At 42.5% G+C, this 26,203-nt stretch carries 30 protein-coding genes and 1 other annotated feature; of the genes, 7 read left to right on the top strand and 23 right to left on the bottom strand.

Annotated features, from left to right (window positions below):
• Window positions 1-25: 25 nt before the first annotated feature.
• From HDC33_RS03955 to HDC33_RS03925, 7 genes are all read right to left on the bottom strand, one after another.
• Complete coding sequence (locus HDC33_RS03955) at window positions 26-325, bottom strand: hypothetical protein (protein ID WP_179391203.1); 300 nt, start codon at window positions 323-325, stop codon at window positions 26-28.
• Between the two features lie 88 nt (window positions 326-413).
• Entirely contained in the window at window positions 414-668 is a 255-nt protein-coding gene (locus tag HDC33_RS03950; RefSeq protein ID WP_179391202.1) for a stage VI sporulation protein F, read from the bottom strand.
• A gap of 17 nt (window positions 669-685) precedes the next feature.
• On the bottom strand, window positions 686-838 hold the full coding sequence (locus tag HDC33_RS03945; RefSeq protein WP_179391201.1) for a YjcZ family sporulation protein: 153 nt from the start codon (window positions 836-838) through the stop codon (window positions 686-688).
• A gap of 64 nt (window positions 839-902) precedes the next feature.
• Window positions 903-1,268 (bottom strand): stage V sporulation protein AE, encoded by a 366-nt coding sequence (gene spoVAE / locus HDC33_RS03940; RefSeq protein ID WP_179391200.1) that lies wholly within the window; start codon window positions 1,266-1,268, stop codon window positions 903-905.
• A gap of 9 nt (window positions 1,269-1,277) precedes the next feature.
• Window positions 1,278-2,279 carry a beta-ketoacyl-[acyl-carrier-protein] synthase family protein gene (locus HDC33_RS03935; RefSeq protein ID WP_179391199.1) on the bottom strand — a complete coding sequence of 334 codons (1,002 nt, stop codon included), beginning with the start codon at window positions 2,277-2,279 and terminating at the stop codon, window positions 1,278-1,280.
• Window positions 2,273-2,728, bottom strand: coding sequence for a stage V sporulation protein AC (gene spoVAC, locus HDC33_RS03930; RefSeq protein ID WP_179391198.1), 456 nt, complete (start codon window positions 2,726-2,728; stop codon window positions 2,273-2,275). Before spoVAC ends, HDC33_RS03935 begins: the two co-directional genes overlap by 7 nt.
• Window positions 2,728-3,174 carry a hypothetical protein gene (locus tag HDC33_RS03925; RefSeq protein ID WP_179391197.1) on the bottom strand — a complete coding sequence of 149 codons (447 nt, stop codon included), beginning with the start codon at window positions 3,172-3,174 and terminating at the stop codon, window positions 2,728-2,730. The genes spoVAC and HDC33_RS03925 overlap by 1 nt, the downstream gene beginning before the upstream one ends.
• Before the next feature lie 75 nt (window positions 3,175-3,249).
• On the opposite strand from HDC33_RS03925, the gene HDC33_RS03920 reads away from it, so the two are divergent.
• Window positions 3,250-3,804, top strand: a complete 555-nt coding sequence (locus HDC33_RS03920) for a CotY/CotZ family spore coat protein (protein WP_179391196.1) — start codon at window positions 3,250-3,252, stop codon at window positions 3,802-3,804.
• Between the two features lie 127 nt (window positions 3,805-3,931).
• On the opposite strand, the gene HDC33_RS03915 is transcribed toward HDC33_RS03920, so the two are convergent.
• Together HDC33_RS03915 and mgtE are read right to left on the bottom strand one after the other, a co-directional pair.
• Window positions 3,932-4,426 (bottom strand): hypothetical protein, encoded by a 495-nt coding sequence (locus HDC33_RS03915; RefSeq protein WP_179391195.1) that lies wholly within the window; start codon window positions 4,424-4,426, stop codon window positions 3,932-3,934.
• A 41-nt stretch (window positions 4,427-4,467) separates the two neighbouring features.
• Window positions 4,468-5,835 (bottom strand): magnesium transporter, encoded by a 1,368-nt coding sequence (gene mgtE, locus HDC33_RS03910; RefSeq protein WP_370457448.1) that lies wholly within the window; start codon window positions 5,833-5,835, stop codon window positions 4,468-4,470.
• Window positions 5,836-5,929: 94 nt separating this feature from the next.
• Here mgtE and prpE point away from each other — a divergent pair, with 94 nt between their 5' ends.
• Window positions 5,930-6,670: a bis(5'-nucleosyl)-tetraphosphatase PrpE gene (prpE, locus tag HDC33_RS03905; RefSeq protein ID WP_179391193.1), complete on the top strand. Its 741-nt coding sequence runs from the start codon at window positions 5,930-5,932 to the stop codon at window positions 6,668-6,670.
• On the opposite strand, the gene HDC33_RS03900 is transcribed toward prpE, so the two are convergent.
• Genes HDC33_RS03900 through HDC33_RS03885 form a run of 4 tightly spaced genes read right to left on the bottom strand, consistent with a single transcriptional unit; the run spans window position 6,654 to window position 9,465 of the window.
• On the bottom strand, window positions 6,654-7,682 hold the full coding sequence (locus HDC33_RS03900) for an RluA family pseudouridine synthase (protein ID WP_255457299.1): 1,029 nt from the start codon (window positions 7,680-7,682) through the stop codon (window positions 6,654-6,656). The genes prpE and HDC33_RS03900 overlap by 17 nt on opposite strands.
• Complete coding sequence (locus HDC33_RS03895) at window positions 7,582-8,382, bottom strand: NAD kinase (protein ID WP_179392618.1); 801 nt, start codon at window positions 8,380-8,382, stop codon at window positions 7,582-7,584. Before HDC33_RS03895 ends, HDC33_RS03900 begins: the two co-directional genes overlap by 101 nt.
• Window positions 8,382-9,056: a GTP diphosphokinase gene (yjbM, locus tag HDC33_RS03890; protein WP_218843159.1), complete on the bottom strand. Its 675-nt coding sequence runs from the start codon at window positions 9,054-9,056 to the stop codon at window positions 8,382-8,384. The genes HDC33_RS03895 and yjbM overlap by 1 nt, the downstream gene beginning before the upstream one ends.
• 19 nt (window positions 9,057-9,075) lie before the next feature.
• On the bottom strand, window positions 9,076-9,465 hold the full coding sequence (locus tag HDC33_RS03885; RefSeq protein ID WP_179391192.1) for a UPF0738 family protein: 390 nt from the start codon (window positions 9,463-9,465) through the stop codon (window positions 9,076-9,078).
• Between the two features lie 158 nt (window positions 9,466-9,623).
• Here HDC33_RS03885 and HDC33_RS16705 point away from each other — a divergent pair, with 158 nt between their 5' ends.
• The 3 genes from HDC33_RS16705 to HDC33_RS03870 all read left to right on the top strand — a co-directional run bounded on the left by HDC33_RS16705 (window position 9,624) and on the right by HDC33_RS03870 (window position 11,614).
• Window positions 9,624-10,313 (top strand): lytic transglycosylase domain-containing protein, encoded by a 690-nt coding sequence (locus tag HDC33_RS16705; protein ID WP_179391191.1) that lies wholly within the window; start codon window positions 9,624-9,626, stop codon window positions 10,311-10,313.
• A 105-nt stretch (window positions 10,314-10,418) separates the two neighbouring features.
• A complete protein-coding gene (locus HDC33_RS03875) occupies window positions 10,419-10,811 on the top strand; it encodes a globin domain-containing protein (RefSeq protein WP_179391190.1) in 393 nt (130 codons plus the stop codon).
• On the top strand, window positions 10,808-11,614 hold the full coding sequence (locus tag HDC33_RS03870) for a DsbA family protein (protein ID WP_179391189.1): 807 nt from the start codon (window positions 10,808-10,810) through the stop codon (window positions 11,612-11,614). Before HDC33_RS03875 ends, HDC33_RS03870 begins: the two co-directional genes overlap by 4 nt.
• A gap of 471 nt (window positions 11,615-12,085) precedes the next feature.
• Here the strand turns inward: HDC33_RS03870 and pepF are convergent, their stop codons facing one another.
• The 10 genes from pepF to HDC33_RS03820 all read right to left on the bottom strand — a co-directional run bounded on the left by pepF (window position 12,086) and on the right by HDC33_RS03820 (window position 24,087).
• Entirely contained in the window at window positions 12,086-13,906 is a 1,821-nt protein-coding gene (pepF, locus tag HDC33_RS03865) for an oligoendopeptidase F (RefSeq protein ID WP_179391188.1), read from the bottom strand.
• 51 nt (window positions 13,907-13,957) lie between these two features.
• Window positions 13,958-15,103, bottom strand: coding sequence for a competence protein CoiA (locus tag HDC33_RS03860; RefSeq protein ID WP_370457447.1), 1,146 nt, complete (start codon window positions 15,101-15,103; stop codon window positions 13,958-13,960).
• 100 nt (window positions 15,104-15,203) lie between these two features.
• The gene (gene mecA / locus HDC33_RS03855; RefSeq protein ID WP_179391187.1) at window positions 15,204-15,854 is read right to left on the bottom strand and encodes an adaptor protein MecA; all 651 of its coding nucleotides are present in this window, start codon (window positions 15,852-15,854) and stop codon (window positions 15,204-15,206) included.
• A gap of 250 nt (window positions 15,855-16,104) precedes the next feature.
• Window positions 16,105-16,500, bottom strand: a complete 396-nt coding sequence (spxA, locus tag HDC33_RS03850) for a transcriptional regulator SpxA (RefSeq protein ID WP_179392615.1) — start codon at window positions 16,498-16,500, stop codon at window positions 16,105-16,107.
• Between the two features lie 428 nt (window positions 16,501-16,928).
• Window positions 16,929-18,134 (bottom strand): putative glycoside hydrolase, encoded by a 1,206-nt coding sequence (locus HDC33_RS03845; RefSeq protein WP_179391186.1) that lies wholly within the window; start codon window positions 18,132-18,134, stop codon window positions 16,929-16,931.
• A gap of 120 nt (window positions 18,135-18,254) precedes the next feature.
• A complete protein-coding gene (locus HDC33_RS03840; protein ID WP_179391185.1) occupies window positions 18,255-19,178 on the bottom strand; it encodes an ABC transporter ATP-binding protein in 924 nt (307 codons plus the stop codon).
• A complete protein-coding gene (locus HDC33_RS03835; protein ID WP_179391184.1) occupies window positions 19,178-20,242 on the bottom strand; it encodes an ABC transporter ATP-binding protein in 1,065 nt (354 codons plus the stop codon). The genes HDC33_RS03840 and HDC33_RS03835 overlap by 1 nt, the downstream gene beginning before the upstream one ends.
• A 14-nt stretch (window positions 20,243-20,256) precedes the next feature.
• The gene (gene opp3C / locus HDC33_RS03830) at window positions 20,257-21,276 is read right to left on the bottom strand and encodes an oligopeptide ABC transporter permease (RefSeq protein WP_179391183.1); all 1,020 of its coding nucleotides are present in this window, start codon (window positions 21,274-21,276) and stop codon (window positions 20,257-20,259) included.
• Entirely contained in the window at window positions 21,276-22,205 is a 930-nt protein-coding gene (opp3b, locus tag HDC33_RS03825) for an oligopeptide ABC transporter permease (protein ID WP_179391182.1), read from the bottom strand. The genes opp3C and opp3b overlap by 1 nt, the downstream gene beginning before the upstream one ends.
• Window positions 22,206-22,374: 169 nt before the next feature.
• Window positions 22,375-24,087 carry a peptide ABC transporter substrate-binding protein gene (locus HDC33_RS03820; RefSeq protein ID WP_179391181.1) on the bottom strand — a complete coding sequence of 571 codons (1,713 nt, stop codon included), beginning with the start codon at window positions 24,085-24,087 and terminating at the stop codon, window positions 22,375-22,377.
• A gap of 237 nt (window positions 24,088-24,324) precedes the next feature.
• Between HDC33_RS03820 and HDC33_RS03815 the strand changes: the two genes are divergently transcribed.
• Together HDC33_RS03815 and trpS are read left to right on the top strand one after the other, a co-directional pair.
• On the top strand, window positions 24,325-24,669 hold the full coding sequence (locus tag HDC33_RS03815) for a DUF3899 domain-containing protein (protein ID WP_179391180.1): 345 nt from the start codon (window positions 24,325-24,327) through the stop codon (window positions 24,667-24,669).
• Between the two features lie 59 nt (window positions 24,670-24,728).
• Window positions 24,729-24,986 (top strand) — a binding site (T-box leader).
• Window positions 24,987-25,032: 46 nt separating this feature from the next.
• Window positions 25,033-26,019, top strand: coding sequence for a tryptophan--tRNA ligase (gene trpS, locus HDC33_RS03810; RefSeq protein ID WP_179391179.1), 987 nt, complete (start codon window positions 25,033-25,035; stop codon window positions 26,017-26,019).
• The last annotated feature ends 184 nt before the right edge of the window (window positions 26,020-26,203 follow it).

Here is a 26,203-nt window from a genome sequence, read left to right as displayed (position 1 = left end):
ATGCGAACCTTTTCATATTAATCGGTTAGATATATACATTTACCGATAATCCTTTTCCGACCACTTGAGAAATTAAGGGTGATAGGTTAACAGGATTCGGATAGACAAAACCTTGGTATGCTGGCGGTGCTTTAACAATGGACTCTCCCTCATCTTCCTCCATTTCCCGTTCCTGCTGGTTAGATTCATCCAGCTCTTCCGAAAAATCCGGATCTAATTTCACTTTACTGACCCGATCGATATGGGCGAAATCATTGAACTCCATATTCAATCGATTTGCGTACATTTGCGATTGGATTGGTTGAATCGGTAATATATAGCCCATTGTAAACACCCCGTTTCATTGGTTTTTAGTAGTATATCCGTTTCCTTGTAAAGTTAAACCTATTATTCTACTTTTCTGCAAAATTATTTTATTGCCTGCCAAGCATATCTTGAATATCTTTAATATTGACAGCTTTTCCGTTCTTGATGATAGAATTGACAAGCTCATCCTCTGTTTGTTGCGGCACATCTTTTTTCGCAAGTTTTCCGACTTTCCGTATGATTTTCCTTACTTGACGCTCGTCATTGAAATCTGCATATTGGATTGCATTTGCCAATGCAAACACTTCTTCCATCGGAACTCCCGTTTTTGATTCGATTTTCCGGAAAAATGAATCATTCATCTAATATCCCCCCCTTCTTATACACAAAAACTGCGGCCCACAATAATGAGCAAGATGAAGAGAACAACAATTAGAACAAATGTAGAGCCGCCGTAGTTTCCGCCGCATTTTTCGGGCTCATAGCCGCCGCATCCACCGTATCCGCCTCCATAAGGATTGCATCCAAACATGAAAATACCCCCTTCCCTTCTTCCTATCCTATGCAGACAGAAGAAAAAGGTAGAGGGCTAATCACTATTTAACCTTTCCTTTCGATTTAAAAATGAGAGATGCAATAAATCCGAACAGGATAGCCGAACTGATTCCAGAACTGGTCACCTCGAACATTCCCGTAACTACACCTATCAAACCATGCTTTTCGGCTTCTGCCATTGCACCGTGTGTTAAGGCATTGCCGAACGAAGTAATCGGAATAGTTGCACCGGCGCCGGCAAAGTCGATGAACGGCTCATACAGACCTAAACCATCCAATACTGAACCCGCGACGACCAAAATACATAATGTATGCGCAGGGGTCAATTTTGCAACGTCGAACAACAACTGTCCAACTACACAAATGAGACCGCCTACAATAAAAGCTGTAATGAAAATCGAAACCATATGCAACACTCATTTCATCGTTAATTCGATTGCATGCGCGATGCATGGAATCGTATCCCCTTGTTGAAACGATAGCGGTGATAAAAGCGCGCCCGTGGCAATTAGAAGGACTCTCTTATAATCTCCTGCCATCATTTTATCGATTACTTCCGTGAAAAAAATTGCTGCAGAACAACCCGCTCCACTTGCTCCGGATAAAAAAGCTGTATCTGCGCCGTAAAATTCCTCTCCTGCATCTCGGAACTTTTCTGAGACGTCAAACCCTTGATTGCCAGCAAGCGTTTTGTACAATTCAAACCCTGTCTTTCCAAGATCGCCTGTCATAATTACGTCATAATCGCTGACATCTTTGCCATGACCTGTCAGATGTCGTGTGAGCGTATCGGCTGCCGCAGGAGCCATTGCCGCCCCCATATTAAGCGGATCAGTCATCCCAAGGTCCGTTGCACATCCGATTGTCGCACACTCAATAGAAGGAAACCCTTTTTTATAAGGCGTAACAGTGGCTACTCCCGCTGCTGTCACAGTCCATTGCGAAGTCGCAGGTTTTTGAGATCCGTACTCGACTGGATAGCGGAATTGTCGTTCGACTGCATTATGCTGACTCGACGCTCCCGCAATGGCACATGTGGACATACCGGATTCTGTCAACAATGCCGCCATCACTAGCGAGGACACCGATGTTGCACAAGCCGAGAACATGCCGAGATATGGAATTCCGACGGTCGTTGCGGCAAAGTTAGACGGTGTCATTTGGTTGACCAGATCTCCTATCAACAGGAAGTCTGCATCCCCAGGCACAGAGTCCACTTTGCTTAAGGCAATCATGCATGCATCTTCCATCATTTTGGCATGCGCATGTTCATTCGTTTTCGTTCCACAGCGTTCATCGTCGTAAACCTTGTCGAACTTATCAGCGAATGGACTTTTCTTTTCCAACGGTCCCGCGGTTACCCCTGTTGCTGCAATGGAAGGTGTCGTTTTGAATGTCAAAAGACCGCGCGCTACCATGATACAACTCCAAATTTGACAAGGATAGTTTTAATAAGGGCAACTACGAATGCGGAAAAAACACCGAACAGAATGACCGAACCTGCGAGTTTGAACATATTACCGCCAACCCCAAGAACATAACCTTCGGACTTATGCTCGATTGCAGCGGAAATGACAGCATTACCGAAGCCTGTTATCGGCACTGCACTCCCCGCCCCTCCGAACTGGGCAATTTTCTTATATTGACCAAAACCCGTTAATAGCATCGCAAAAAATATCATCGTAGCGACCGTTGGATTGCTTGCTGTCCGTTCCGTGAAATCGAAAAAGGTCATGTAAAACATGGAAACAAATTGACCGATCAAGCAGATTGTCCCTCCTGTCAAGAATGCGAAAATGACATTTCGCATCAACGGCGTTTTGGGCGAAACTTCTTTTTCTAACTTTGCATATTTTTTTTCGTCCATCAGGTCTCTTCCTTTATAAGTGATTTCAATTTATCGATTTTTTTACCCATATTTTTTTTATTATCCAGCTGAATGAGCTTGTCCGTTTCCATCCGGATTTTACTGTCTGCCGAGACGGTAATGTCCTTATCTGGATAATACTCTTCTAATCTTTTCTTAAGTTCTTTTTCAATCTTCTCTTTTTTAAAGCGTGAAAATGTTGTAAGCGTGATGCCAGCAATTACGTCATTTTCGTGAAAAACGGTTACCGCGGATGTTAGGCGTTTATCGTTATTGAATACCTCTTCCGCTTTTGTCGAATCTTCACTCGAACTATTGTCAATCCGGAAGTCATTGCCCGAACAACCTGATAGCAACACAACTGCAAATATCATGAGTCCACGTTTCCAGATATGCGTCCCCTCCATTTCTTTACAGTATGCCTTTTCACTCTTAACTTTATTCATAATCCCTTAACGCGCCCTTACACTTTGAACTTTGGTGCATAAAGTATAAAGAGTTGAGAAAAGGAGGTGGAATTAATGGGATGTGGAAGAAATGAAGAGAGTAATGATGTTCGTCGTCATCAAGACAACTGTATTTGCGAAGTCGTCCGTGCTATCAAACGAGTACAGGATATTAGGGAAGACCGGGACTGTGACGATTGCAGAACTGATTGTTTCTTAACTCCGCTAGGCAGCCTTGTCAGCCCTTCACGTCAGCGTGCAAATACACGTGTATTCATGCTATTGACTGATGATGGTGACCCATTTAAAGCAATGTTTAAACGTGAAAGAAGAAGAGGTAGAGGATCATTAGGGACAACGGAATTGGAAAGAGATTGCGGTGGCTGCTTCTCGGTTTTCTTCAGAGTACAAAACGTATTTGACAACTGTTGTGCAACATTGGAAGTTCTCGAACCACGAAAAGAAAATGGAGAAAGAGTAAACCTTTTTAAACATGGTAAACTCGACTTTGATGAACTGTGTCACGTGGAAAGGTTTGAAGCGACAGGTTCATGTATTACTGTGGACTTGAAATGTTTCTGCGGTATCCAATGTGTTAAAGACGTATTTATCGATTGCGACGAGGATTAAGTAATAGATCTGCAATGCCCAGTCTGCCCGATCGGTTTACCGATTAGGCAGACTTTTTCTCCTGTCTTTTTCGATGAAAATTCAATCAAAAAAGGCAGAACGAATAACTCCGTTCTGCCTTCCTATTTCAGTTAATATCAAAAGGATTGCCACGCCATAAAATTTCTTCGATACTTCCCATTTCTACAGAAACGAATTCTTTGTCCCCTTCTTCGATTTCTATCGTAATTGTTTCCCCTTCAACATTTTCAATTATTCCAATCAGCGTTTCATCGCCCAAAACAAATTCAAGCGGCTGATAAACTTGCCGTGGAAATGGTGTTGCAAGATACATAATCCTTCTAGTAATGGAAGGATCCGTAACCTTTAATGCCGGTACTTCTACCTGTTTCTCCTGCGCTTTCTGTTCTTCGGGAAAAATCTGTTCTACCTGTACTTTCTGTTCTTCCTGTTTCAGTTCACTGGAAACTTCCGATTCTTCCCCGTTCAAAATAAAAACTGACGTGCTTTCCTCAACCAAAAAGGCGACTTTAATAAAGACGGGCGGTCCATGAACGAATAATAATGGCTCATTTGGATAAATGATTAGCACATCCTTTTTTATCTCAGTATATGCGCCCATTTTTCAAGATGTTCATACGGAAAACGGTTCTCACCAATGATCTAAAGATCACTGATGAAAACCGTTGCCAGACCGAGATAAATTATTACACTAATTACGTCATTCAATGTTGTGATGAAAGGACCGGATGCAACAGCTGGGTCAATTTTCATTTTGTGCATAACTAACGGGATGAATGATCCTGAAATTGTCGCGACAAAAATGGAGACAAAAATGGCGGCACCGACTAAAAGCCCGATCACGAATGCACCCTTCCACACATAAATGAGTCCCACAACAAATAATGCGCAAATAAATCCAGTCATCAGCCCTGTCCCCGCCTCTCGAAACAGTAACTTGAATTTACTTTCATCCTCTACATCACCTGTTGCAATACCGCGCACCGCGACCGCAAGTGCTTGTGTTCCACTATTCCCTGCTGTACCTGCAATCAGCGGGATGAATGCAGCAAGAAGTGCCACTTTGGAAATTGTTTCTGTAAACAGATCAATCAAATTCGCGGTCAACATTCCTAATACCAACAAAATAAGCAGCCATGGAAGCCGTTTTTTCATTGCTGAGAACGAGTTTTTGTCGAAAGTATCCATATTGGAAACCCCAGCAAGTTTGGAATAGTCATCCGATGCTTCTTCGTCGAGTACATCGATAATATCATCGACCGTAATAATCCCGAGAATATGCTGTTGGAAGTCGACGACCGGGACAGCTAGGAAGTTATAGTCCTTGATCATCCGTGCGACGTCTTCCTGATCTTCCGAGACAAGGACATTTACAACCCGTTCACTCATAATGGAACTGATCAACGTATCTTCATGTGCGATAATCAAATCACGAAGTGAAATAACACCCGTCAGACGATAATTGTCATCAACGACAAAGACATAGTAAATCGTTTCTGCTTTTGGCGCTTCGTTGCGCAAAATCGTCATGGCAGAACGGACCGTCGAGTTTTGCGGAATCGTAACATATTCCGTCGTCATGATTGAACCGGCTGTATATTCCTCATAATGGAGTAAGGCTTTAATTTCGGCGGCAGCTTGTTTATCCATCAATGTCAAATAACTGACTGCTTGTGATTTGTCGAGTTCATTCAGGACATCTACCGCGTTATCAACGAACATGTACGAAATCATGTCTGCTGCATACGTCGTGTCCATCTCCTGAAGAAACTGTTTATATTCATCGCCGCCGATTTCACTTGTCTCGAAAACTTCTGCAAGTTCTTTCGGTGATAAGTATTGATAAATGATTTCCCGTAGCTCCGAATCGATTTTTTCATAAAAAATGGCTCGATCATACGGATGAAGGAGTAGGTATTCATTACGGAAAGATTTTATATCATGTTGAATCAGTGTATCTTTTAATTTCTCTTCATCGAAACTGATTTCTTCTTTATATTCTTCTTCAATGTTCACAGCTACACCTTCCTTTCTTATCGTGCATTACCAAGTTAAACAAGGGTATTATAAACTATTACAATATGTGAATAAGGGTGATGAAAATATGAAATTTGATATTATCGGTGATATCCACGGTTGTTATGATGAATTCTTGCAGTTGATCCAAGAGCTGGGATACTCAATGAGCACAGGTATTCCAATCCATCCCGAAGGAAGAAACCTCGCATTTGTCGGCGATGCAATGGACAGGGGTCCGGATTCACTTCGTATGTTGAAGCTGTTGTTCAAAATCCAAAAAAATAAAAACCTCTTTTATTCCCCGGGAAATCATTGCAATAAATTTTATCGGTATGCAAAAGGGAATCAGGTCCAACTAACACATGGTCTTGAAACGACGGTAGCTGAACTTGACGCATTACCAAAGGAAGAACGGAAAGATTTTCTGAGTATGTATAGTCGATTTTACGAAGCTTTACCACTGTACCAATCCCATGACGATGGCAATCTTATCATAGCCCACGCAGGTATCCGCGAAGATATGATCGGCGCTGCCCGTTCGGAAAAAATGCGGGTTTTCGTCCTCTACGGAGATATCACCGGTAAAAAGTTGCCTGATGGAAGGCCACTCAGACGCGATTGGGCCAAGCATTACAAAGGAAATGCCTATATTGTTTATGGCCATACGCCTGTCACGGACGCTCGCTTTGTGAATAATACCGCGAATATTGATACGGGATGCGTATTTGGGGGTAAACTTACAGCATTGCGCTATCCCGAAATGAAGACTGTGTCGGTTCCTTCGCGGCAACCCTTTGTTCCCGAAAAATTCACTTCGTTTGATTGATTTCAATGTTCATGAGACGTTTCATATCCGGTGGACTTTCGCAACTGAATTCAACCTTTTCACCTGTTAGCGGATGCGTAAATTTGATTGCCGCACAGTGCAAAGCCTGGCGCCCAATTAAGCCGTGATTTCCACCGTACAAATCATCGCCGTGCAACGGAAAGCCCGCCCATTGCATGTGAACACGTATTTGATGCGTTCTTCCCGTATGGAGAATAAGCGCTATTTCGGTCAAATCATGTCCGTTGATTTCGGAGCGACCCAATACTTCTACATCTGTTCGGGCAGCTTGTCCATCTTCACGCACAACCCGTTCAATAATACTGCCGTCTTTTCTGCCGATGGGTTTATTGATAGTGAACTTGTCTTGATTGATATGTCCTTCTACGATTGCAACATACTGTCGATGAAAACCGGAATTTGTCATCTGCTCACTAAGCAGATGGTGAATATGCCGGTTTTTTGCAACACAAATCAGCCCTGACGTATCCCGGTCAAGACGCGTGACAACATGGACCGTTGACGGAAGACGTTCATGGGCAAATTTTCCGGCAAGCGCATTCGCAACAGTGCCGGTAGGATGGTCGCGTGACGGAATTGTACTTTGTCCAGCTGGTTTATTAATAATGATTAGTGCATCGTCTTCAAAGACGATATTTAGAACCCCATTCTCGGGATGTAACCCCGGGCTTGGCCGTTCGGGCGGAAAGCAGACGAGCACTTCGTCCCCCGCCTGCAATGGATGCCGCACATTCCGTTCAAATCCGTTTACTCTAATATCCCCGCCATCATATTTCGTTGCGGTCAATGTCCGTTTGGAAATGCCTTTTGCGTGCAGGAATTCTCGCAGTAGTATTCCGCTTTCAGCCACATGGAAGCTTAGGCAAAAACGTGCGTCCTCCTTTTTAGCATCAAACATCGCTATCAATGAATGAATCGTGAACTCGTCTCCAGAATGGAAACGGTCGAAATCTGCCGAAACGGACCTTTTCTTTTGAAACAGAGTATTCAATCGACTTCACGTCTTTATGAAGTAGCTGCAAATGATCGACTGTTACCATGAAGTCTGGACCTTTGACAGGTGTCAACACGCATTTATGATGTGCTGGAAGCACAAGCGGTGCACCGACAGTCCGAAAAACGCGATTGTTGATGGATGCCATTTCCGTTAATTGCATGGATGGTAAAGATGGATGGATAATTGCCCCGCCAAGCGCCTTGTTGTAGGCGGTCGAACCTGAAGGTGTGGACATGCATAATCCATCGCCGCGGAAGCGTTCAAATTGATTACCATTCAGTTCAACATCCATAACGAGAGTCACATCGGGCGATTTCACCGTCGATTCATTCAATGCAAGAAACAAAGCACTTTCCTTATCATTTGCGTAGTTGATTTTAACATCGAGTAGCGGGTATTCGAACACTTCGAATTCTTTCCGGGCGATGGAAATGACGAGCTTTTCAATTTCAGCCGGTTTCCAATCGGCGTAGAAGCCAAGATGTCCCGTATGGATTCCGACAAACGCGGTTTCTTTAAGCCGGTATTGATACTTATGGAAAGCGTGGAGTAATGTACCGTCTCCCCCGACCGAGAGGACGATATTAGGTTCTTCTTCATCGAAAACCAGTCCGAAGTCTGTCAAATAGTTTTTAGCTTGATCACAGAGCCGATTGGATAACTCATCATTACGTGACTGAATTGCAAATTTCATCATTTCTCTCCCCCTTTCCCATTTTCCCCACCGTAACGTCTCGTTGCCGTTTCTTTAAAGGCGCTGAAATATTGCTGTGCATCCTGGATTTCATTGCGAATCTGGGACATTTCTTCGTCCAGCTGAAAAGCGGCTTCCGCTGCGCGTTCGAGTCGATGCCTGATTTCATCCGGCATTTCACCCTCATATTTGTAACTCAAGGAATGTTCAATCGAAGCCCAGAAATTCATTGCTAACGTACGGATTTGAATCTCCGCAAAAATTGTCTTTTCACCATGAATCGTCTGAACGGGATACTTAATGATCAAATGGTAGGAACGGTATCCACTTGGTTTGTTATGTGCGATATAATCGCGTTCCTCAATCACTTCAAGGTCATTCCGCTGCCGCAATGTTTCTACGACGGTACTGATATCATCTACAAATTGGCACATCACGCGCAGACCTGCAATATCAGGCAATTCGGCAGCAAGTTCCGACGATGGCTCGAACGGGATCGCTTTTTCCAGTGTTTTGTCATAGATACTTGCAAGCGGTTTTACCCTGCCCGTCACGAACTCGACGGGAGTATGTACAGCTTCCAATTCATACTGGTTTCGTAAACCTTTCAATTTCACCTTCAGTTCATCCACCGCTTGCTTATATGGTTCAAGAAATTGACTCCACTGTTTCATCCGAATCCCTCCCATCTAGTTATTCCTTAGGTTGAAGTATCGAGCTGAATGCCTGCTCGACTGCAGAGGTGAATAATTCCCCGTAATTATCATTACCCTCAATATTGTAGATAAGCATTGTTAATTCATCTTTAAATCCGGGAAGCGCCATTACCCCATCTTTCCACGATAGAACTGGATCTGCATCCATCTTCAATACTTCGACCATTAGCGGCCAAACATCCTGTGTGAAATAAACGTGGCTATATCCTCCTTCTTCTTCTAAAAGATAAACAAATGAAACATTTTCCGAATCCGTAATCATCTTTCCTGAAGGAGTTCCCTGTGGTTTTTCCGCATTTTCCGCCAATAAAAAGAGGACTTGTTCTTCGTTCCGAAGTCCACTGTCAATTCGATTTACAATGTTCACGATTTCTTCTTCCCTTCATGCGTCATTACGTTCATTCTATCATATGGAGCCCAGCCTTGCAGTTTAAGAAATGCGTTTTTCCACATAAATTGGTATACTAAATTGTAAGGAAAATATTTTATAAGCCAACAATGATCTATCTGAAGGGAGAAATCGTGATGGATACGCGCATACTCCGTACTTTAATGGGAATCAATTCACTTCAGTCTTTAGGTGCTGTACAAACATACGCGGGACAAAATGACACATCAGCTTCAATGTTTACTACTATTATGGGGGAAATGCTAAGCAACACATCCATAACGGACTCCTTATCTTCCACTACGTCGACAATACTCGGAAATGCCGATACCATGGAATACTTGCGTTATAGTGGGAAAAATGCGGTATTTGAACCTTCCATTATCAAGAACATCCAGGCCTCGGCGGCACAATACTCTTCCGTTTCGACAGCCACTTCATCCATGAGTACTGGCGGCTATGGTGATATCATCAGCCAAGCCGCTGAAAAATATAACATACCCGACAAACTGATCTCTGCCGTCATTAAACAAGAATCGAATTTTAACAATAATAGTGTCAGTCACGCAGGGGCGCAAGGGCTAATGCAGCTAATGCCCGGCACAGCAAAGTTCCTCGGTGTTAAAAATAGTTTTGACCCTATCCAGAATGTCATGGGCGGCGCTAAATACTTAAGACAAATGCTTAATCAATTTGGTGATAATGTTGAACTCGCCCTTGCTGCCTATAATGCGGGTCCCGGAAATGTAAAAAAATACGACGGAATCCCTCCATTCAAAGAAACTCAGCAATACGTAAAAAAAGTGCTCAGCTATTTCAATGAATAATTTCATTGTTTTACATCTTTATTTCACTTTAAAAGCTAGATATTTGTGTAAGGGATGCAGGGTTGATAGAATATCAATACAGTCAGAGCAAAGGAGATTGACAGAATGATGCGAAAACCTTTGATCCCTTTTGAGGAGATCGGTGCTACAAAGTTGTCGGAACTTATCGACCTGTTTTACGCTAAAGTGGCCGTACACCCGGACCTATACCCGATTTTCCCGGATGACCTGACAGAAACAGTACGCAAACAAAAACAATTTCAAACACAATATTTAGGCGGACCGAATTTATATACTGAAGAACATGGTCACCCGATGATGAAAGCTCGTCATATGCCATTTCCAATCTCGCCAGTACAAGCAGAAGCATGGCTGGCATGCATGGCAGAAGCGATGGATGAAGTCGGATTGGAAGGAAATATACGTGATATTTATTATAAGCGCCTCGTCTTGACTGCCAATCACATGGTGAACAGGACCGGAGGGGAAAGAACGTGAATCGACGTACATTATTAGAGAATCCGGTCAGTCCTTCATCTTGCACAAGACCTGTCGAACTGTATGTTTACATCGACCCATTATGCGGAGATTGCTGGTCTCTACAACCTTTACTTCGGAAGTTACAAGTGGAATATGATCGTTATTTCACTCTCCGAATCGCATTGCGTACATCATTGCCCAAATTGAATTTCCAATGCTCGCAAAAAAATATTGATGAGCTGGCCTGTGAAAAAACACATCCCGCTTATCCGAGCATCGCTGTTAAAACTGCAGAATTCCAAGGCAAACGCGCTGGCTTCCGATTTTTATCAAAAATGTTGGAGTATTCATTTTTGAAGTCAAGGAACGTATCTTCATTTTCGGTTCTCGTTGAAATCGCAGGAAAACTGAATCTTGATGTTGATGAATTCATACATGACTTTTCTTCAAAAAACGTGCTGCGTTCCCTCCAAGTGGATTTGTATATGGCGCAAGAAATGGAAGTCGACAAAGCCCCTACGTTCGTTTTCTTCAATGAAAACATTGAAGACGAAGGGCTAAAAGTAAGCGGCTTGTACGACTACGAAGTCTACGAACAGATTTTAGGGGAATTGGTCGGCGGGCCGATCCATCCGGATATCCCCCCCCCCCTCGAAGATTTGTTCCAGCGTTTCGATACACTATCCACAAAAGAGATTGCAAATATTTACAATATTACCGAAAAATCTGCAGAGCGCGAACTTAAGAAACGGCTTCTACAACAACATGTCGAACGAATTTCTTTTCAAGATGTAACATTATGGCGTAAAAAACAAGCATGAATAAATAATAGCCGCTTCATTTCCCGGGGTTTCGGGAGATGAAGCGGCTTTTTTTAGGGGAGGGTATCCATGACTAACTGGCGGCGCCCTATAACATCGGCTTGAATGCCATGGATTCATGTACGAGCCATTACTATTTGCTGCAAACCATTAAGCCTACTACTTCCCCTCTCCCAACCAACAGAAAAGAGCATCCACTTCTGGGGGGAAGTGGATGCTCTATTTCAAAGGGAATGGGAGAAATGTTCACGTTCAAACAAAAGGGGTGTATGTTTGGTATGTGATTTATTTCACATCCTTACCTTATCATAAAATAATAGTAGCATCAACAATTCACAATGAATTTCACATGACTGTCACATTAAATATTTCAACAAGACGGCTTACTTTATATCCCTTAAAATATATGTTAATAAAAATAGCCCTACCCGCCGATTAAAAACGGCGAATAGAGCTATGGTTAACTACTATTCAGTTTTTCAAAAGCAGTGATTCGAGTTCATTCAATTTCTCCTCGAAGACCCGGCATGCTTCTTCAATAGGCGCAGCGCTTGTCATATCGACGCCAGCTTTTTTCAGAACTTCAATCGGATAGTCGGAGGAACCGGCTTTTAAGAAGTTATTTACATAGCGTTCAACGGCCGGCTTGCCTTCCGTCAAGATTTGATTACTGAGCGCAACTGCTGCGCTGTAGCCTGTCGCATATTGATACACGTAATAATTGTAGTAGAAGTGAGGGATTCTTGCCCATTCCAGGCCGATCTCTTTATCGACGACAAGGTCTTCCCCAAAGTATTTCTTATTAAGAGCATAATATTCTTCTGTCAGTTTTTCAGCTGTCAAGGCGACACCTTGCTGGTCCAGCTGGTGAATAAGGTGTTCAAATTCAGCGAACATCGTCTGGCGGAAAACGGTTCCGCGGAAACCATCGAGCCAATAATTTAGCAAGTAGATGCGTTTCTGTTCATCATCGATCGTCTTCAATAAGTGATCATTCAAAATGGCTTCGTTCACTGTCGATGCAACTTCCGCTACGAAAATCGAATAACCGCTGTAGACAAATGGCTGACTTTTACGAGAATAATAACTATGGACACTATGACCGAATTCGTGCGCCAGTGTGAATAAGTTACTGACATTATCCTGCCAGTTCATTAAAATATACGGATTTGTCCCATAGGCACCTGAAGAATAAGCACCTGAACGTTTCCCTTTATTTTCACGGACGTCCACCCAACGGTTTTCAAGCCCTTCTTGTACGATTGAGACATACTCTTCGCCGAGTGGATGGAAACTATCCAGCATCGTCTGTGAAGCTTCGTCGTACGGTACTTTCATATCCACATCTTTAACAAGTGGCGCATACATATCCCACATGTGAAGTTCTTCAAGTCCGAACACTTTTTTACGGAGTGCCACATAGCGCTGCAGTAAGTGGACGTTTTTATTGATAGTTGAAACTAGATTTTCATAAACCTGTTCCGGAATGTGATTATTCGACATTGCTGCCTCGCGTGCGGATGAATAGTTACGGATTCGTGCATTCACATTGTCACTTTTCACATTTCCCGACAAAGTTGATGCGAATGTGTTTTGGAACTCATCGTATTTTGAGTACATCGCTTTGAATGCGTCTTCTCGAACGCGCGGATCATCACTTTCCAAAAAGTTGACATAGCGGCCATGGGAGAGCTCCACTTCTTCCCCATTTTCGTCTTTCACCATCGGGAACGTCAAATCCGCATTATTCAACATACTGAATGTTTCTGATGAATTGCCGGTCACTTCTGATAATTGAGCAAGAAGCGCTTCTTGTTCAGCAGGTAAAACATGTGGCCTTTGTGTATTGATTTCTTCGAATTCCTGCTTGTATAGACGCAGTTTTTCGTGTTCTTCAACAAGATTGTCCAATTCGTTTTCATCGATGGACAGTAGCTCGGGTAAAAAGAATGACAATGCGGTCGATACTTTCACGTATAGTGTTTTGATGCGGCTATCCATCGCTTGGTAGAAACTGTTCGTCGTATCCTGATCGGTCTTCAGATGAGCGTATGTGTAAAGCTTGCGCAGCCTTTCAGATAGCGTATCACGGTACTTCAATGCGTTATAAAGTGCATCACCGCCATTGGAAAGTGTCCCTTGATAAGATTCGGCTGTGCGGGAAAGTTCTTCAACTTCCGCATACTCATTTTCCCATGCTTCATCTGTGGCAAAAATATCTTCGAGACGCCATGTCTCCTCCACTTTAACTTCATCACGAGTCAATACTTTGTTCTTATTTTCAGTCGCCATCAGTAATCCCCCTTCTCCCTTTACTTCGGGAAACGAATCAATCCTATTTTCTCAATTTTCGTAACGCTTTGCAAGGAATCTTTCTGAAAGTAAGTGATGAATTTTCTCTTCATCCATTCCTGTGCCTTTTTGAGATGAAGAGACGCCTGTTGAACGGAGGTATTCGTGATAAGCAATACACGCTTTTTCTTTTCCCTTTGAAGGCTCTGCTAAACGGGATACATATTCCCTTATCAGGTTTCGGGGTAATTCCCTCAAGTTCATTCCATTTTTTCTCATATAATAAAAGAATGCCAACTGCCATTCACAATCATGTTCACGAAATGCCTCGCTATAAGGTACTGGCAGTCCGAACCATTGCGGGAGATGCGCGGGAAGTATGCGCATTTCATAGCACATCCTTAAAAATGGATTGTTCACACCCCTCCTATTCAATAAAATACGAGATTGAAGAAATTGAGTGCGAGCCGTTAAATAAATGGCTGTATATTGGGTGATTTCATCCTTCGACGGAACTTTGGGACGTGCGAAAGGGAAGATTTGTCTCGCCAATGGCAAAGTTCGATGGATACCGATATACCGTTTACCTGCAACATGTATTAAGCTAGTAAAATAATGAAAGTTCTTTGTTTTGGGGTTGTATGTCAATAGCATATTGCCTTCAGGGGGCGCAAACGTTTGGAAACTTTCATGAAATCTTGATAACTGATACATGCCGACACCTGAGGGCCTCCCGCTGAATTTTTCCGGGCTGAGTAAAATCCAGATAGGAGTCATTCCTGCGCTATGATAACCAGCTGATCTCGATTCGATATCAGCGACGGGGATTGTGCTGCATTGGAATTCAATGGGGATGGATTCGGATTGGGTTGTCACAAGTATATCGGGGCGTTGTGACGACATTTTCAAGTATGGTTCAAGGTCAACTTGTTTTGCATGCCGCTGTAAAAATTCATAAAGTTGCTGTTTTCCTTGAAGATGTTGTTGCGATTCACCTTCCGAAAATAACGTTGAACAAGATGCATCCTTCTTATGTGCAAAATGCGGGACAACAATATCCCCCACTTTCAATTGGACCGGCGTTTCACATTGGGGACAAAAAAACATTCGTGACTTTCGCCATTGCCTCAACTGGTCTTTTCTTAATTCGGGTGTGAGAACAACTAGTTTGCCTTCCTTTGTTTTTGCTGTGAGTATGAATATCCGCTCCCTTCATACTCAATATTACAAATATTCAGTTGCAATTGCAAGAAAAAAACAGCTGCCGATGTTAGCAGCTGTTCCAATATCCCTATTGCTACCCAAAGTAATGTCGAATCTTTGCAAAAACATCAGAGTCCATGATGAGGTTACCATATTCTTCGATACGATGAATTGTCATATTTGAGGTATCACCGAATTCGGATAGTACGCTATACAGGTCCGTTTTTCGTGAATCGTCGATTGTTTCAGTGTCGTATTCCAGATGTAAATAATATTTATTTTCAAACGAATATAAAGATGTCTTCACAGGGTAATCCGACATTCTTACAGCCAACGGAATGAGATCATCGAAGTCGGTGAAGACAAACATATTGTCAAGCCACTCAAATGTGGCATCATCCATATCCTGCATTGAATCATCATTGTCAAACATTTTCCCGTGTTGGAACAACTTTTTCGGATCATCCATACTGAACGGTGATTCCAGAGGTTCGCCGTCTTCGTTTAATTGTGCACGTGTGACAGTTACTTCTATACCGCCGCTCATAGCGTGTACTTGTATCCACAATGGCCCCTCAACTTCAAACTCGGCTTCGTCGTTAACTTCGTCCATCATTTCCCAGAAAAGTTCTTCGCTTTTGTCACGATTATACCAAACTTCTTCGCGAGTGAAGCCACGCTCTTCTATATCAATATATGAAAGAAAAAATTTTACCGTATTTTCATTAATGCGCTCTATTTCCATCCCTTTTTTCTCTCCCTTCCTTGGTACTGGGTTAATCCAGTCCCCTTCAATGTGTAAAAATCTGCAATGCTTATACTTACTATATGACCGTCCTCTACGATTTGAAAGGGTTCCGCCTTAGGACGAATAATTTTGATAGTAATAGCATTGTAGAGAACATCCTCCGGGAAAGCAAGAGAAATACAAAAAGCTGATAGGTATACGGCATTTTACAATGTCAACCCCTATCAGCTACACACTATTGGTTTGATTAATTTACCATGCGCCGCGCTTCTTGCAGCTGATATGCTCTAACTTTCCTTGGTAAGAATCGGCGGATTTCATCTTCATTATATCCTACCTGAAGTCTTTTCTCATCAAGGATGATCGGTCTTCTCAAAAGTCCTGGATGCTCTTGGATCAATTCATACAGACGTTGTAATGGAAGGCTCTCCACATCAACATTCAACTTTTGGAATATTTTTGAGCGTGTCGAAATGATTTCGTCCGTTCCATCTTCAGTCATGCGGAGGATTTCTTTTATTTCATCAATATTTAACGGTTCTGAAAAAATGTTACGTTCAGTATACGGAATCTCGTGTTCCTCTAACCATGCTTTTGCTTTTCTGCATGATGTACAGCTAGGTGAAGTAAATAATGTTACCATCATATGCTGACACTTCCTTTCAGTCGGCTCGAATGTTTGGATATATGTTTTTACAAGTAAATTAGAATAACTTTAATCTGACTTCTTCTAATCCCTATTATACACGTATTCATTACTGATGAATACACTTTTCGGGAAATATTTATTGTCTTATGCATTGTTGTCACAATTCCATAACATTAACGGCTTTTATACGACATTATCAAGTATGTGCTTGTTCTCTATACTGTTATACCCGCAAGAGAAAATAAATAAACATCTTCTATTCAAATAATACTTTTTCTCAATTAAGAGATAGCTAATTGAAAATAGGGATGGACTGCGTATTTTTTATCCCTATAATATAATACGCTTTAAACTAGGCAAAGGTTTCATTTTCCATAAAAAAAATCCAGAAACATAAAGTTCGTTTCTGGATTTGTTGTCTATCATGGTTTGTAATTGACGCCTGCAGAATATTTATTTGCGGCATTCCATAGAAGATACTCATCAATGCCATTGTCTTTCAATCCTTTAATCTGCGCTTCGACTTCCGCTTTCCCATATTTCAAGTAATTACCTGATCCTAACCACGGTGCACTGAAATCTTGAATCCAAGGTCTTGATACAGGTGGGGTTTCTAGCTCGGCCAATTTTGTGTTTTCGAGTTTTGCATATTCAGCGATGAGCTTATACGGTTCAAGATCCGGTTTTTCAATGCCGAAATACGATGTCCAGTGGCTTGGATAGATCATTGATGAAATTACATCGACATTTTCGGATATCTTGCTAAAGTTCTGACCGATTCCCGGTGCTTCAGGAAGTGTCGCAGCGTAACCGAAAATGTCCACCGATACCTGTACCCCATAAGGCTTCAATTGCTCCCGCGCATACTTAACGAAATCTGTAACCGCTTCTACGCGTCGCTGTACAGGGTCAAACTCTGATTCCGCGTATGACTCATACGTATATTTCAAAGTGTCATGCCGATTTTCAAACCCTTCCGGAAAACGGACGTAATCGAACTGAATTTCTTGAAATCCCATTTTGGCGGCTTCAATGGCAATATTGACGTTATGATCCCATACTTCTTTCATGAATGGATTGACAAACGACTCTCCCCGTCCGTTTTTCCATACGCTATTGCCATCCATGAATGACAGCTCGGGGCGTTTTTCCGCAAGGACGCTATCCTTGAACACGACAACTCGGCCAATCGGATAAATTTTCTTTTCTTCAAGCGTTTTCAACATCTTTTGGGGATCACTTATATAGGGTTTACCGATGCCTAACGGTTTTAGCGGCGAATCATCAGCAGGTTCATATGTAAGATTTCCGAAGTCGTCTTTAATATCGATGACCATCGCATTCAAATCCGTTTTATCCAACAGGTCCGTCAGATAGGAAAAGCGTTCACCGCCTGCGGAATGTCCTGTTACGTATACACCCCTAACTGCATCTGGGTACTCGAATTCCAATCCAGATTCAAAGCGGAACAACTTTGTCATTGTCAGGATTTCTTCTTCTATTCTATCAAATCCATATGTACGTTCAGCAAAGTCTTCAAGCTTTTCAGCATCTTCAGCATTTACCGCTGTCGGAAGCGCAAATGCGGCTATAAGCATCATGGCCGGCAACCATTTCATTATTTTCATAACAATTGCACCGTCCTCTCTTTTCAATCATTCTAGCAAATCAGACATGCTAATAATAGCGAAACAAAAAAAAGGGCCGATTTTCTTGTCGAAAATCGGCCTTTTTCATATAGTTGAAGATTACTTTGGAAATGAGTCGAACTCGCGCTGCGAACATAGGACGAAATGTCCCGGTGTCACTTCGCGCATCGTCACTTCTTCATCTTCGCGATAATTATGTGATGTCGGATTGTAGCTCTTCCGTACCCGATTCCGCTCATAATCCGGATCTGGCAATGGAATTGCGGATAGGAGTGATTGAGTATATGGATGCAAAGGTGCAGTGTATAACGTTTCGGCCGGCCCTATTTCGACAAGTTTGCCGAAATGCATGACGCCGATCCGATCGGAAATATATTTCACCATCGATAAGTCATGAGCGATGAATAAATACGTCAAGCCTCTCTCTTCTTGAAGCTCCTTCAACAAGTTGACGACCTGTGCCTGGATGGAAACGTCCAATGCCGAAATCGGCTCATCCGCGATGATGAATTCCGGTTCGACGGCAAGTGCGCGTGCTATTCCAAGTCGCTGACGCTGACCGCCCGAAAATTCATGTGGATAACGATTCGCGTGCTCACGGTTCAATCCTACCGTTTCAAGGAGCTCATGGACACGTGCAGTACGTTCTTTTGTATTTTTTACAAGTCCATGGATATCGAGACCTTCAGCGATGATATCAAGCACTTTCATCCGGGGATTCAATGATGCATAAGGATCTTGGAAAATCATTTGCATTTTCCGGTTGAAAGCTTTCAGTTCTGTTTTGGTTTTTTTTGCGTGGACGTCAATGCCATCATAGATGACTTCCCCGCCCGTCGCGTCGTAAAGACGGATGATTGTTCGGCCCGTAGTTGATTTACCGCAACCTGATTCTCCTACGATACCAAGCGTTTCACCTTTATAAATATCGAATGTAATATCGTCAACAGCACGCACTTCGTTCTTTTTACCGACATTGAAATATTGTTTCAAGTTTTTGATTTCAAGTAATTTTTCAGCCATTAACGGTCACCTCCTGCAATGCCAACATGGTAACGGCTTCCAGGGAATCTCTTCATACGTTCAATGACAGCCGCCGGGGGATCCACTTGAGGTGCATCCGGATGAAGCAACCACGTCGCAGCATAATGTGTATCGCTCACTTTAAATAGAGGCGGAACTTGTTCCATGTCGATTTTCATCGCATATTCGCTACGCAAGGCAAAAGCGTCTCCTTTCGGCGGAGCCAACAGATCCGGAGGAGTCCCCGGAATTGCGTATAACTTTTCTTCGCCTGCATCCAGTGATGGCATCGAGCTTAGCAGACCCCATGTATATGGATGTTGCGGGTTATAAAAGATTTCATCAACTGTTCCCACTTCGACGATTCGGCCGCCATACATGACGGCAACACGGTCCGCCACGTTTGCGACGACTCCAAGGTCATGCGTAATGAAAATGATGGATGTGTCTATCTTCTTTTGCAGATCTTTCATTAATTCCAAGATTTGCGCTTGAATCGTAACATCCAGCGCAGTCGTCGGCTCATCGGCAATTAAAAGCTTAGGGTTACAAGCAAGAGCAACAGCAATAACGATACGCTGGCGCTGGCCTCCTGAAAATTGGTGTGGATATTGTTTCATGCGCATTTCAGGCTGCGGCATCCCTACTAAAGCAAGCAACTCAATGGATTTATTCCACGCATCGGACTTACTAAGTTTTTGGTGCTTCAACAATGGTTCCATAATCTGCTTGCCAATCGTCATTGTCGGATTGAGCGAAGTCATCGGATCTTGGAAAATCATAGAAATATCTTTTCCTCGCACTTTTTGCATTTCGCTTTCAGAAATTTTCAGAAGGTCTTTTCCTCCGAATAAAATTTCGCCTTTTTTATATTCGGTGCTGGATTTTGGAAGGAGCCGCATGATCGATTTCGTCGTTACCGATTTACCTGAACCTGACTCACCGACGATAGCAAGCGTCTCGCCTTTAAACACTTCAAAATTAACGCCTTGAATCGCTTTCACTTCTCCTGCAAATGTATGGAAGGAAAGCTCAAGATTCTTCACTTCAACAATTTTCTCCATTTCGCTTCCCTCCTTTAATCTTTCATTTTCGGATCAAGTGCATCGCGCAATCCGTCCCCGACCAAGTTGAACGCAATCATCAACAAGCTTAATACGAATGCCGGGAAAAATAACATAAACGGCTGATACTGAATAAATTTATAACCATCATTAATAAGTGTGCCAAGTGACGCTTCCGGTGCTTGAAGACCAAGCCCGATGAAGCTAAGGAACGCCTCAAAGAAAATCGCAGTCGGAATAGTGAACATCATGTTAATGATTATAATCGCCATGATGTTCGGCAGTATGTGCTTGCTGATAATCCGTTTGTCGCTTGCACCAAGCGTTTTAGCCGCCATTACAAATTCCTGTGTTTTATATTTAAGGACTTGTCCGCGTACAATACGTGACATGCCAATCCATCCGGTTATCGATATGGCAATAATAATCGCCCATATTCCCGGATCCATGACCATTAACATCAGAATTACGATGACCAATGTCGGAATACCGATTAACACCTCGACGATCCGTTGCATAATATCATCGGTTCGCCCTCCATAATAACCGGAAATCCCACCATAAATGACACCGATTACGACGTCAATGACAGCTGCTACGAACGCGATAATTAGGGAAATCTGGGTCCCTTTCCAAAGACGGGAAAACAAATCACGTCCAAGGCTATCCGTACCGAACCAGTAATACGTATCGATTTTTTTCAATTCATAAAGATTGACTGTTTTCGAACCGAGTTTACCTACCCCATCGAAGATTCCCAACTTTTCAAGTCCTGGAATTTTTGGCGGTAAGTTCGCATGTGTAACCTTTACATCCTGGGGATCATGTTCATTCATATAAGGTCCGGCAAAAGCCATGAACACGATAAATAATAAGATGAATATACTCACGATGGCCGCTTTGTTTTTACGGATACGGAGCCAAGAGTCCTGCCAGAAATTCAAACTCGGTTTCGATATTTTTTCGGCATGTGAACTATCGATTGTAATCCGTTCAAATGAATCTTTCGGCAATTTTTCCAGATTATTCGTCATTACTTGGAACCTCCAGACAAACGGATACGCGGATCAATGACCCCATAAAGAATATCCACAATTAATATAATCACAATGAGGAACACGGAGAAGAACATCGTCGTTCCCATAATAATGGCAAAGTCATTCGTAGCTATCGATTTAACGAACTGTTCCCCGATACCAGGGACAGCGAAAATCTGCTCAACAACGAGTGATCCGGTCAATAGCCCAGCAGCAACCGGTCCAAGTACAGTGACGAGGGGGATGAGCGCATTCCGGAAAGCGTGTTTGAAAGCAATTTCAAACCAGTTCGCACCTTTCGCTTTTGCCAATAAAATATAATCCGAACTTAGCACTTCTATCATTTCCGTCCGGATAAACCTTGCCGCTATGGCAATCGGTCCCATTGCCAATGCGATTGACGGCAGTATACTGGACTTCCATCCTTCCCAAAGTCCGACAGGTAGCCATTCTAGTTTTACTGCAAAGACGTATTGCAACAAGACCGCAAATACAAAAGATGGAATCGAGATGCCAAGAATCGCAATGATCGTACTTCCGTAATCCCAAACTGTGTTTTGTTTCAACGCCGCAATCATTCCAAGAACGATACCGATGATGGTCCCGAACACAATTGCCTGGGTTCCCAAAATCGCCGAGTATTTCAACTTTTTCACAATCAGAGTGGTAACATCTGCACTTTTATATTGGAACGATACACCAAAGTCTCCTTTTGCAAGGTTCCCCATGTAACGAATGTATTGTACGGGAATCGGATCGTTCAATCCATACTTCTCATAAACGACTTCCCTTTGCTCGACGGATAATTTTGCTGCGGAAGCTAGCGGGGATCCTGGTAGCATTTTCATAAGAACAAATGTAAACGATGCAATTAAGAACAATGATAGAAACATATAAATCACACGTTTCGTGACATACTTAGCCATTTTCGCACCTCCAGTATTTCATAGATTACTAAGCACAAAAAACTAATAATTACAACAAATAATACAACGAATTTTTAGATAGTTTAACTTCAGTGAAAAAGAGAGTACATGGTCAATTACGCCCATATACTCTCTTTCTATAAGATTTTAAGCTTTCATTTTACAACTCTTACTTTTCAACAGCTTCCATATACGTCCATTTGTAGCTATAATCTCCGCCAAATGGATGTGTAGCTAGACCTTTTACTGCTGGATTCATAAGAACCATTCTTCCGCGTTGATACGTCGGCACTAGACCTGCATCATCTTCAAGAAGAATTTTTTCAGCTTTTGCGAAAGCTTCCCAACGAGCTACAGGATCATTAGCTAGCGTTGTTTTTGTAGATTCGATCAGTTTGTCATACTCTGGGTTAGAGTAATTCATCTTGTTTTGTGGGCTACCAGTTACAAACAATTCCATGAACGAGATTGGATCCTGGAAGTCAGGGCCCCATCCAGCTGATTGAATGTCATAGTCGCTAGTATCATCAAGTTCAAGGCGTACCGCGAAAGGAACTTCTTTCAGTTTGATTGTCAAACCTGGAAGGTTTCTTTCAAGCTCGGATTTGAACCATTCTTGCTGTTTTTTAGCGTTTTCAGTGTCGCCACCAAGAATTTCAATTTCCACTTTGTCAGTTCCAAGTGCTTCTAGACCTTTTTTCCAGAATTCCTGTGCTTCTTCAACGTTGTATACAGCATATTCATCGCTGTATTCACGGTAGTCTTTTCCGTCTTCGTCAAATGTGAATTCTGTTGGAACCAAGAAGTTTGCAGCAATGGATCCATTCGCAAGTACTGCATCTGCAAGTTCTTCTTTGTTGAATGCTCTTGCAATCGCTTTACGGATATCGATATTTGCAAGTGGTGTAGCTTTACCGTCACGCTCTTGGTTCATTTTGAAGTAGAATACAGATGTTTCCATTTCATTGATGATGTCTGGATCATCAGCATATTGCATTGCGTATTCTGCAGAAAGTAGTACACGGTCTTTCTTGCCTTGTTCATAAAGGTTTACAGCTGTTGAAGTTTCTTTAACAACGTCAACATTAATTTCTGTAAGTTTTACAGTATCTGCATCCCAATACTTGTCGTTTTTAAGGTATTTCCAGTTGCCAGTGCCGTCCCAATCGGACAATACGAATGGACCGTTGTAAATCATAGTTTCTGAATTAGATGCATATTTATCGCCTTGTTCAGTTACAAATTCTTCATTAAGCGGGTAGAATGTTCCAAAAGACATAAGCGATAGGAAGTAAGCTACCGGGCGTTCAAGTTCAACGATTAGTGTTTTATCATCTTCAGCTGTAATTCCAAGATCAGTAATTTCTGCTTTACCTTCTCCGATTTCAGTGGCGTTTTTAACCATGCCCGCCATTAAGTACGGTCCGTAAGGTGAAGCTGTAGCAGGATCAATTGCACGTTGCCAAGCGTATACGAAGTCATGAGCAGTTACAGGTGTTCCATTTGACCACTGTGCATCGCGGATTTTAAATGTATATGTCAATCCGTCTTCACTGATTTCTGCTTCGCCGTCTGCCATAGCAGGGACTGGAAGGCTATCTTGGTCAAGGCGGTATAGCCCTTCCATGATATTGTTCAGTACGTTGAAACCTACTGCATCTTCCGCTACAGATGAGTCGACGGATGGAATTTCCGCAACTTCAACCAGGTTCAAAACTTGTGGTACATCTTTCGCGGGTTCTTCAGTAGTTCCTTTGTCCTCACCCTTGTCCTTTTCCGGTTCAGTAGTTGCCGCGTCGTCTGTTTTGTCGCCGCAAGCTGCTAGGAACACACTTAGTACAAGCATGATGCTAATAAGCCACATAAATTTGTGGTTTTTCAAATCGATTACCTCCTCAAAATTGTCTGAAAACTAGGTACATTATTATTATACAATGAATCTAGCAGTTGTACATACCTTTTAAAAAGATTCTAGTGTACTAGAACAGGTCGAGGCGAAGGAATGCGATAATGACAACGCTTACACGACTTTTAAAATTCAAATTATTTTATACTTTTTTTTGAAAAATTGATTTTTCATTGCCAATCCCTTACTATTACTTTGGAACGGGGTGGAAAAATGAAGAAAATTATTAGGAATTTTCTGATCTCTCACGTAGTAATCATCCTTCTAATGCTCATCTATTTCAAAGAAATGACATTGCTCTCCTATATAAACGCCTCATTCATAATTGGAGGTGTCTTAACATTCCTGGGGCTTGTTTCTTTTATCTTCTCAACCGGCTTTTTCGATGTATTTACCGTCAGCATGAGAAAAGTAGTTACATCCAAACACCGGATGGATGATATGATGGCCATGCGAAAGCCTTCTGAAATATTTTCAGGCAATGTCAGCCCAATGCTCGGCAGCGGTGCGCTCATCCTTATTGCAATGGGCATCGGACTGCTACTTTTTTATATTTGAGAGCAAGCCTGTTGCATTTCTTCGATGTAAGATTTATAATAGTGGGAAACATTAAGAGCGAAATGGCGATGACGGAAAAAAGTATTTCAGTATCAGTCTTTCAGAGAGCCTGTGGATGGTGCAAACAGGTAGGCTGAGCCGAAAGAATGGGATCCCGAGCTTGATAAGTCAACCTTTGGAATTGGTTCAAGATATCTACGAACTTTTTGAATTACCTCCAAAGAAGCTTGTCACGTCCCCCGCGTTACGGGAATCAGAGTGGCCTTCGGGCAATTCGGGTGGTACCACGGTTGAAAAAAACATCAATCGTCCCTTTTTTACGGGGACGATTGATGTTTTTTTATATTGAGGAGGAGATTTTAGATGAAAACTATTTTTTCAGGCGTTCAACCTACTGGAACAGTGACATTAGGCAACTATATCGGCGCGTTCCGCCAATTCACAGAGCTGCAAAACGATTACGAATGCGTATTTTGCATTGTTGATCAGCATGCAATTACAGTTCAGCAAGACCCGGCGGAATTGGCAAAAACGATCCGTTCTCTTGCAGCAATTTATATAGCTAGTGGAATTGATCCGGAAAAAGCTGTTTTGTTCATCCAATCGGAAGTTCCCGCTCACGCGCAGGCAGGCTGGATGATGCAATGTATTTCGTATATCGGCGAGCTTGAAAGGATGACACAATTCAAAGATAAAGCGGAAGGCCAAGAGGGCGTTTCATCTGCCCTGCTGACATATCCGCCGCTTATGGCTGCTGATATTTTGCTGTACAACACGGATATCGTTCCTGTTGGCGATGATCAGAAACAGCACCTTGAATTGACGCGTGATCTGGCAAACCGTTTCAATAGAAGATTCGGCGATATCTTGACGATCCCCGAAGTACGGATTCCAAAGAACGGCGCACGCATCAAATCGCTTCAAGATCCGTTGAAGAAAATGAGTAAATCCGATCCGAATAAAAAAGGGACGATCACACTTCTTGATACACCGAAAGAGATTGAGAAGAAAATTAAAAGCGCAGTGACAGACTCTGACGGCATCGTAAAATTTGATGTGGAAAATAAACCTGGCGTATCGAACTTGCTGACAATTGAATCCGCATTGAGCGACGTGTCGATTGATGATCTCGTAGCGAAGTATGAAGGACTTGGATACGGTGCATTTAAAGCCGGCGTCGCCGAAGCAGTTATCAACCATTTAACGCCAATCCAAGAGAAGTATTATGAACTTCTGGATTCGCCTGTCCTAGACGAAATTCTAGACAAAGGTGCAGAGAAAGCGAATGCAATTGCATCTGTCACTCTCGCGAAGATGGAAGCCGCGATGGGACTCGGACGTAGACGGTAAGAATGATAATGACAGCGGAAAAGACGAACAGTGTAAAATCCGCCGTATGAAGTATGAAATAAAATATTTGACCCCAATCATAACCCAGTGATACGTAATTAAAATAAGAGATCATATTTGAAACCGTAATGACAATAAGTCCGTAACTGATTAGAAATAGAATGACACGTGTCATGTACATCGT

The organism is Sporosarcina sp. JAI121 (genome assembly GCF_013408665.1).
In the GTDB taxonomy this organism is placed as follows: Bacteria; Bacillota; Bacilli; order Bacillales_A; family Planococcaceae; genus Sporosarcina.
This window is presented reverse-complemented; position numbering and strand designations above follow the sequence as displayed.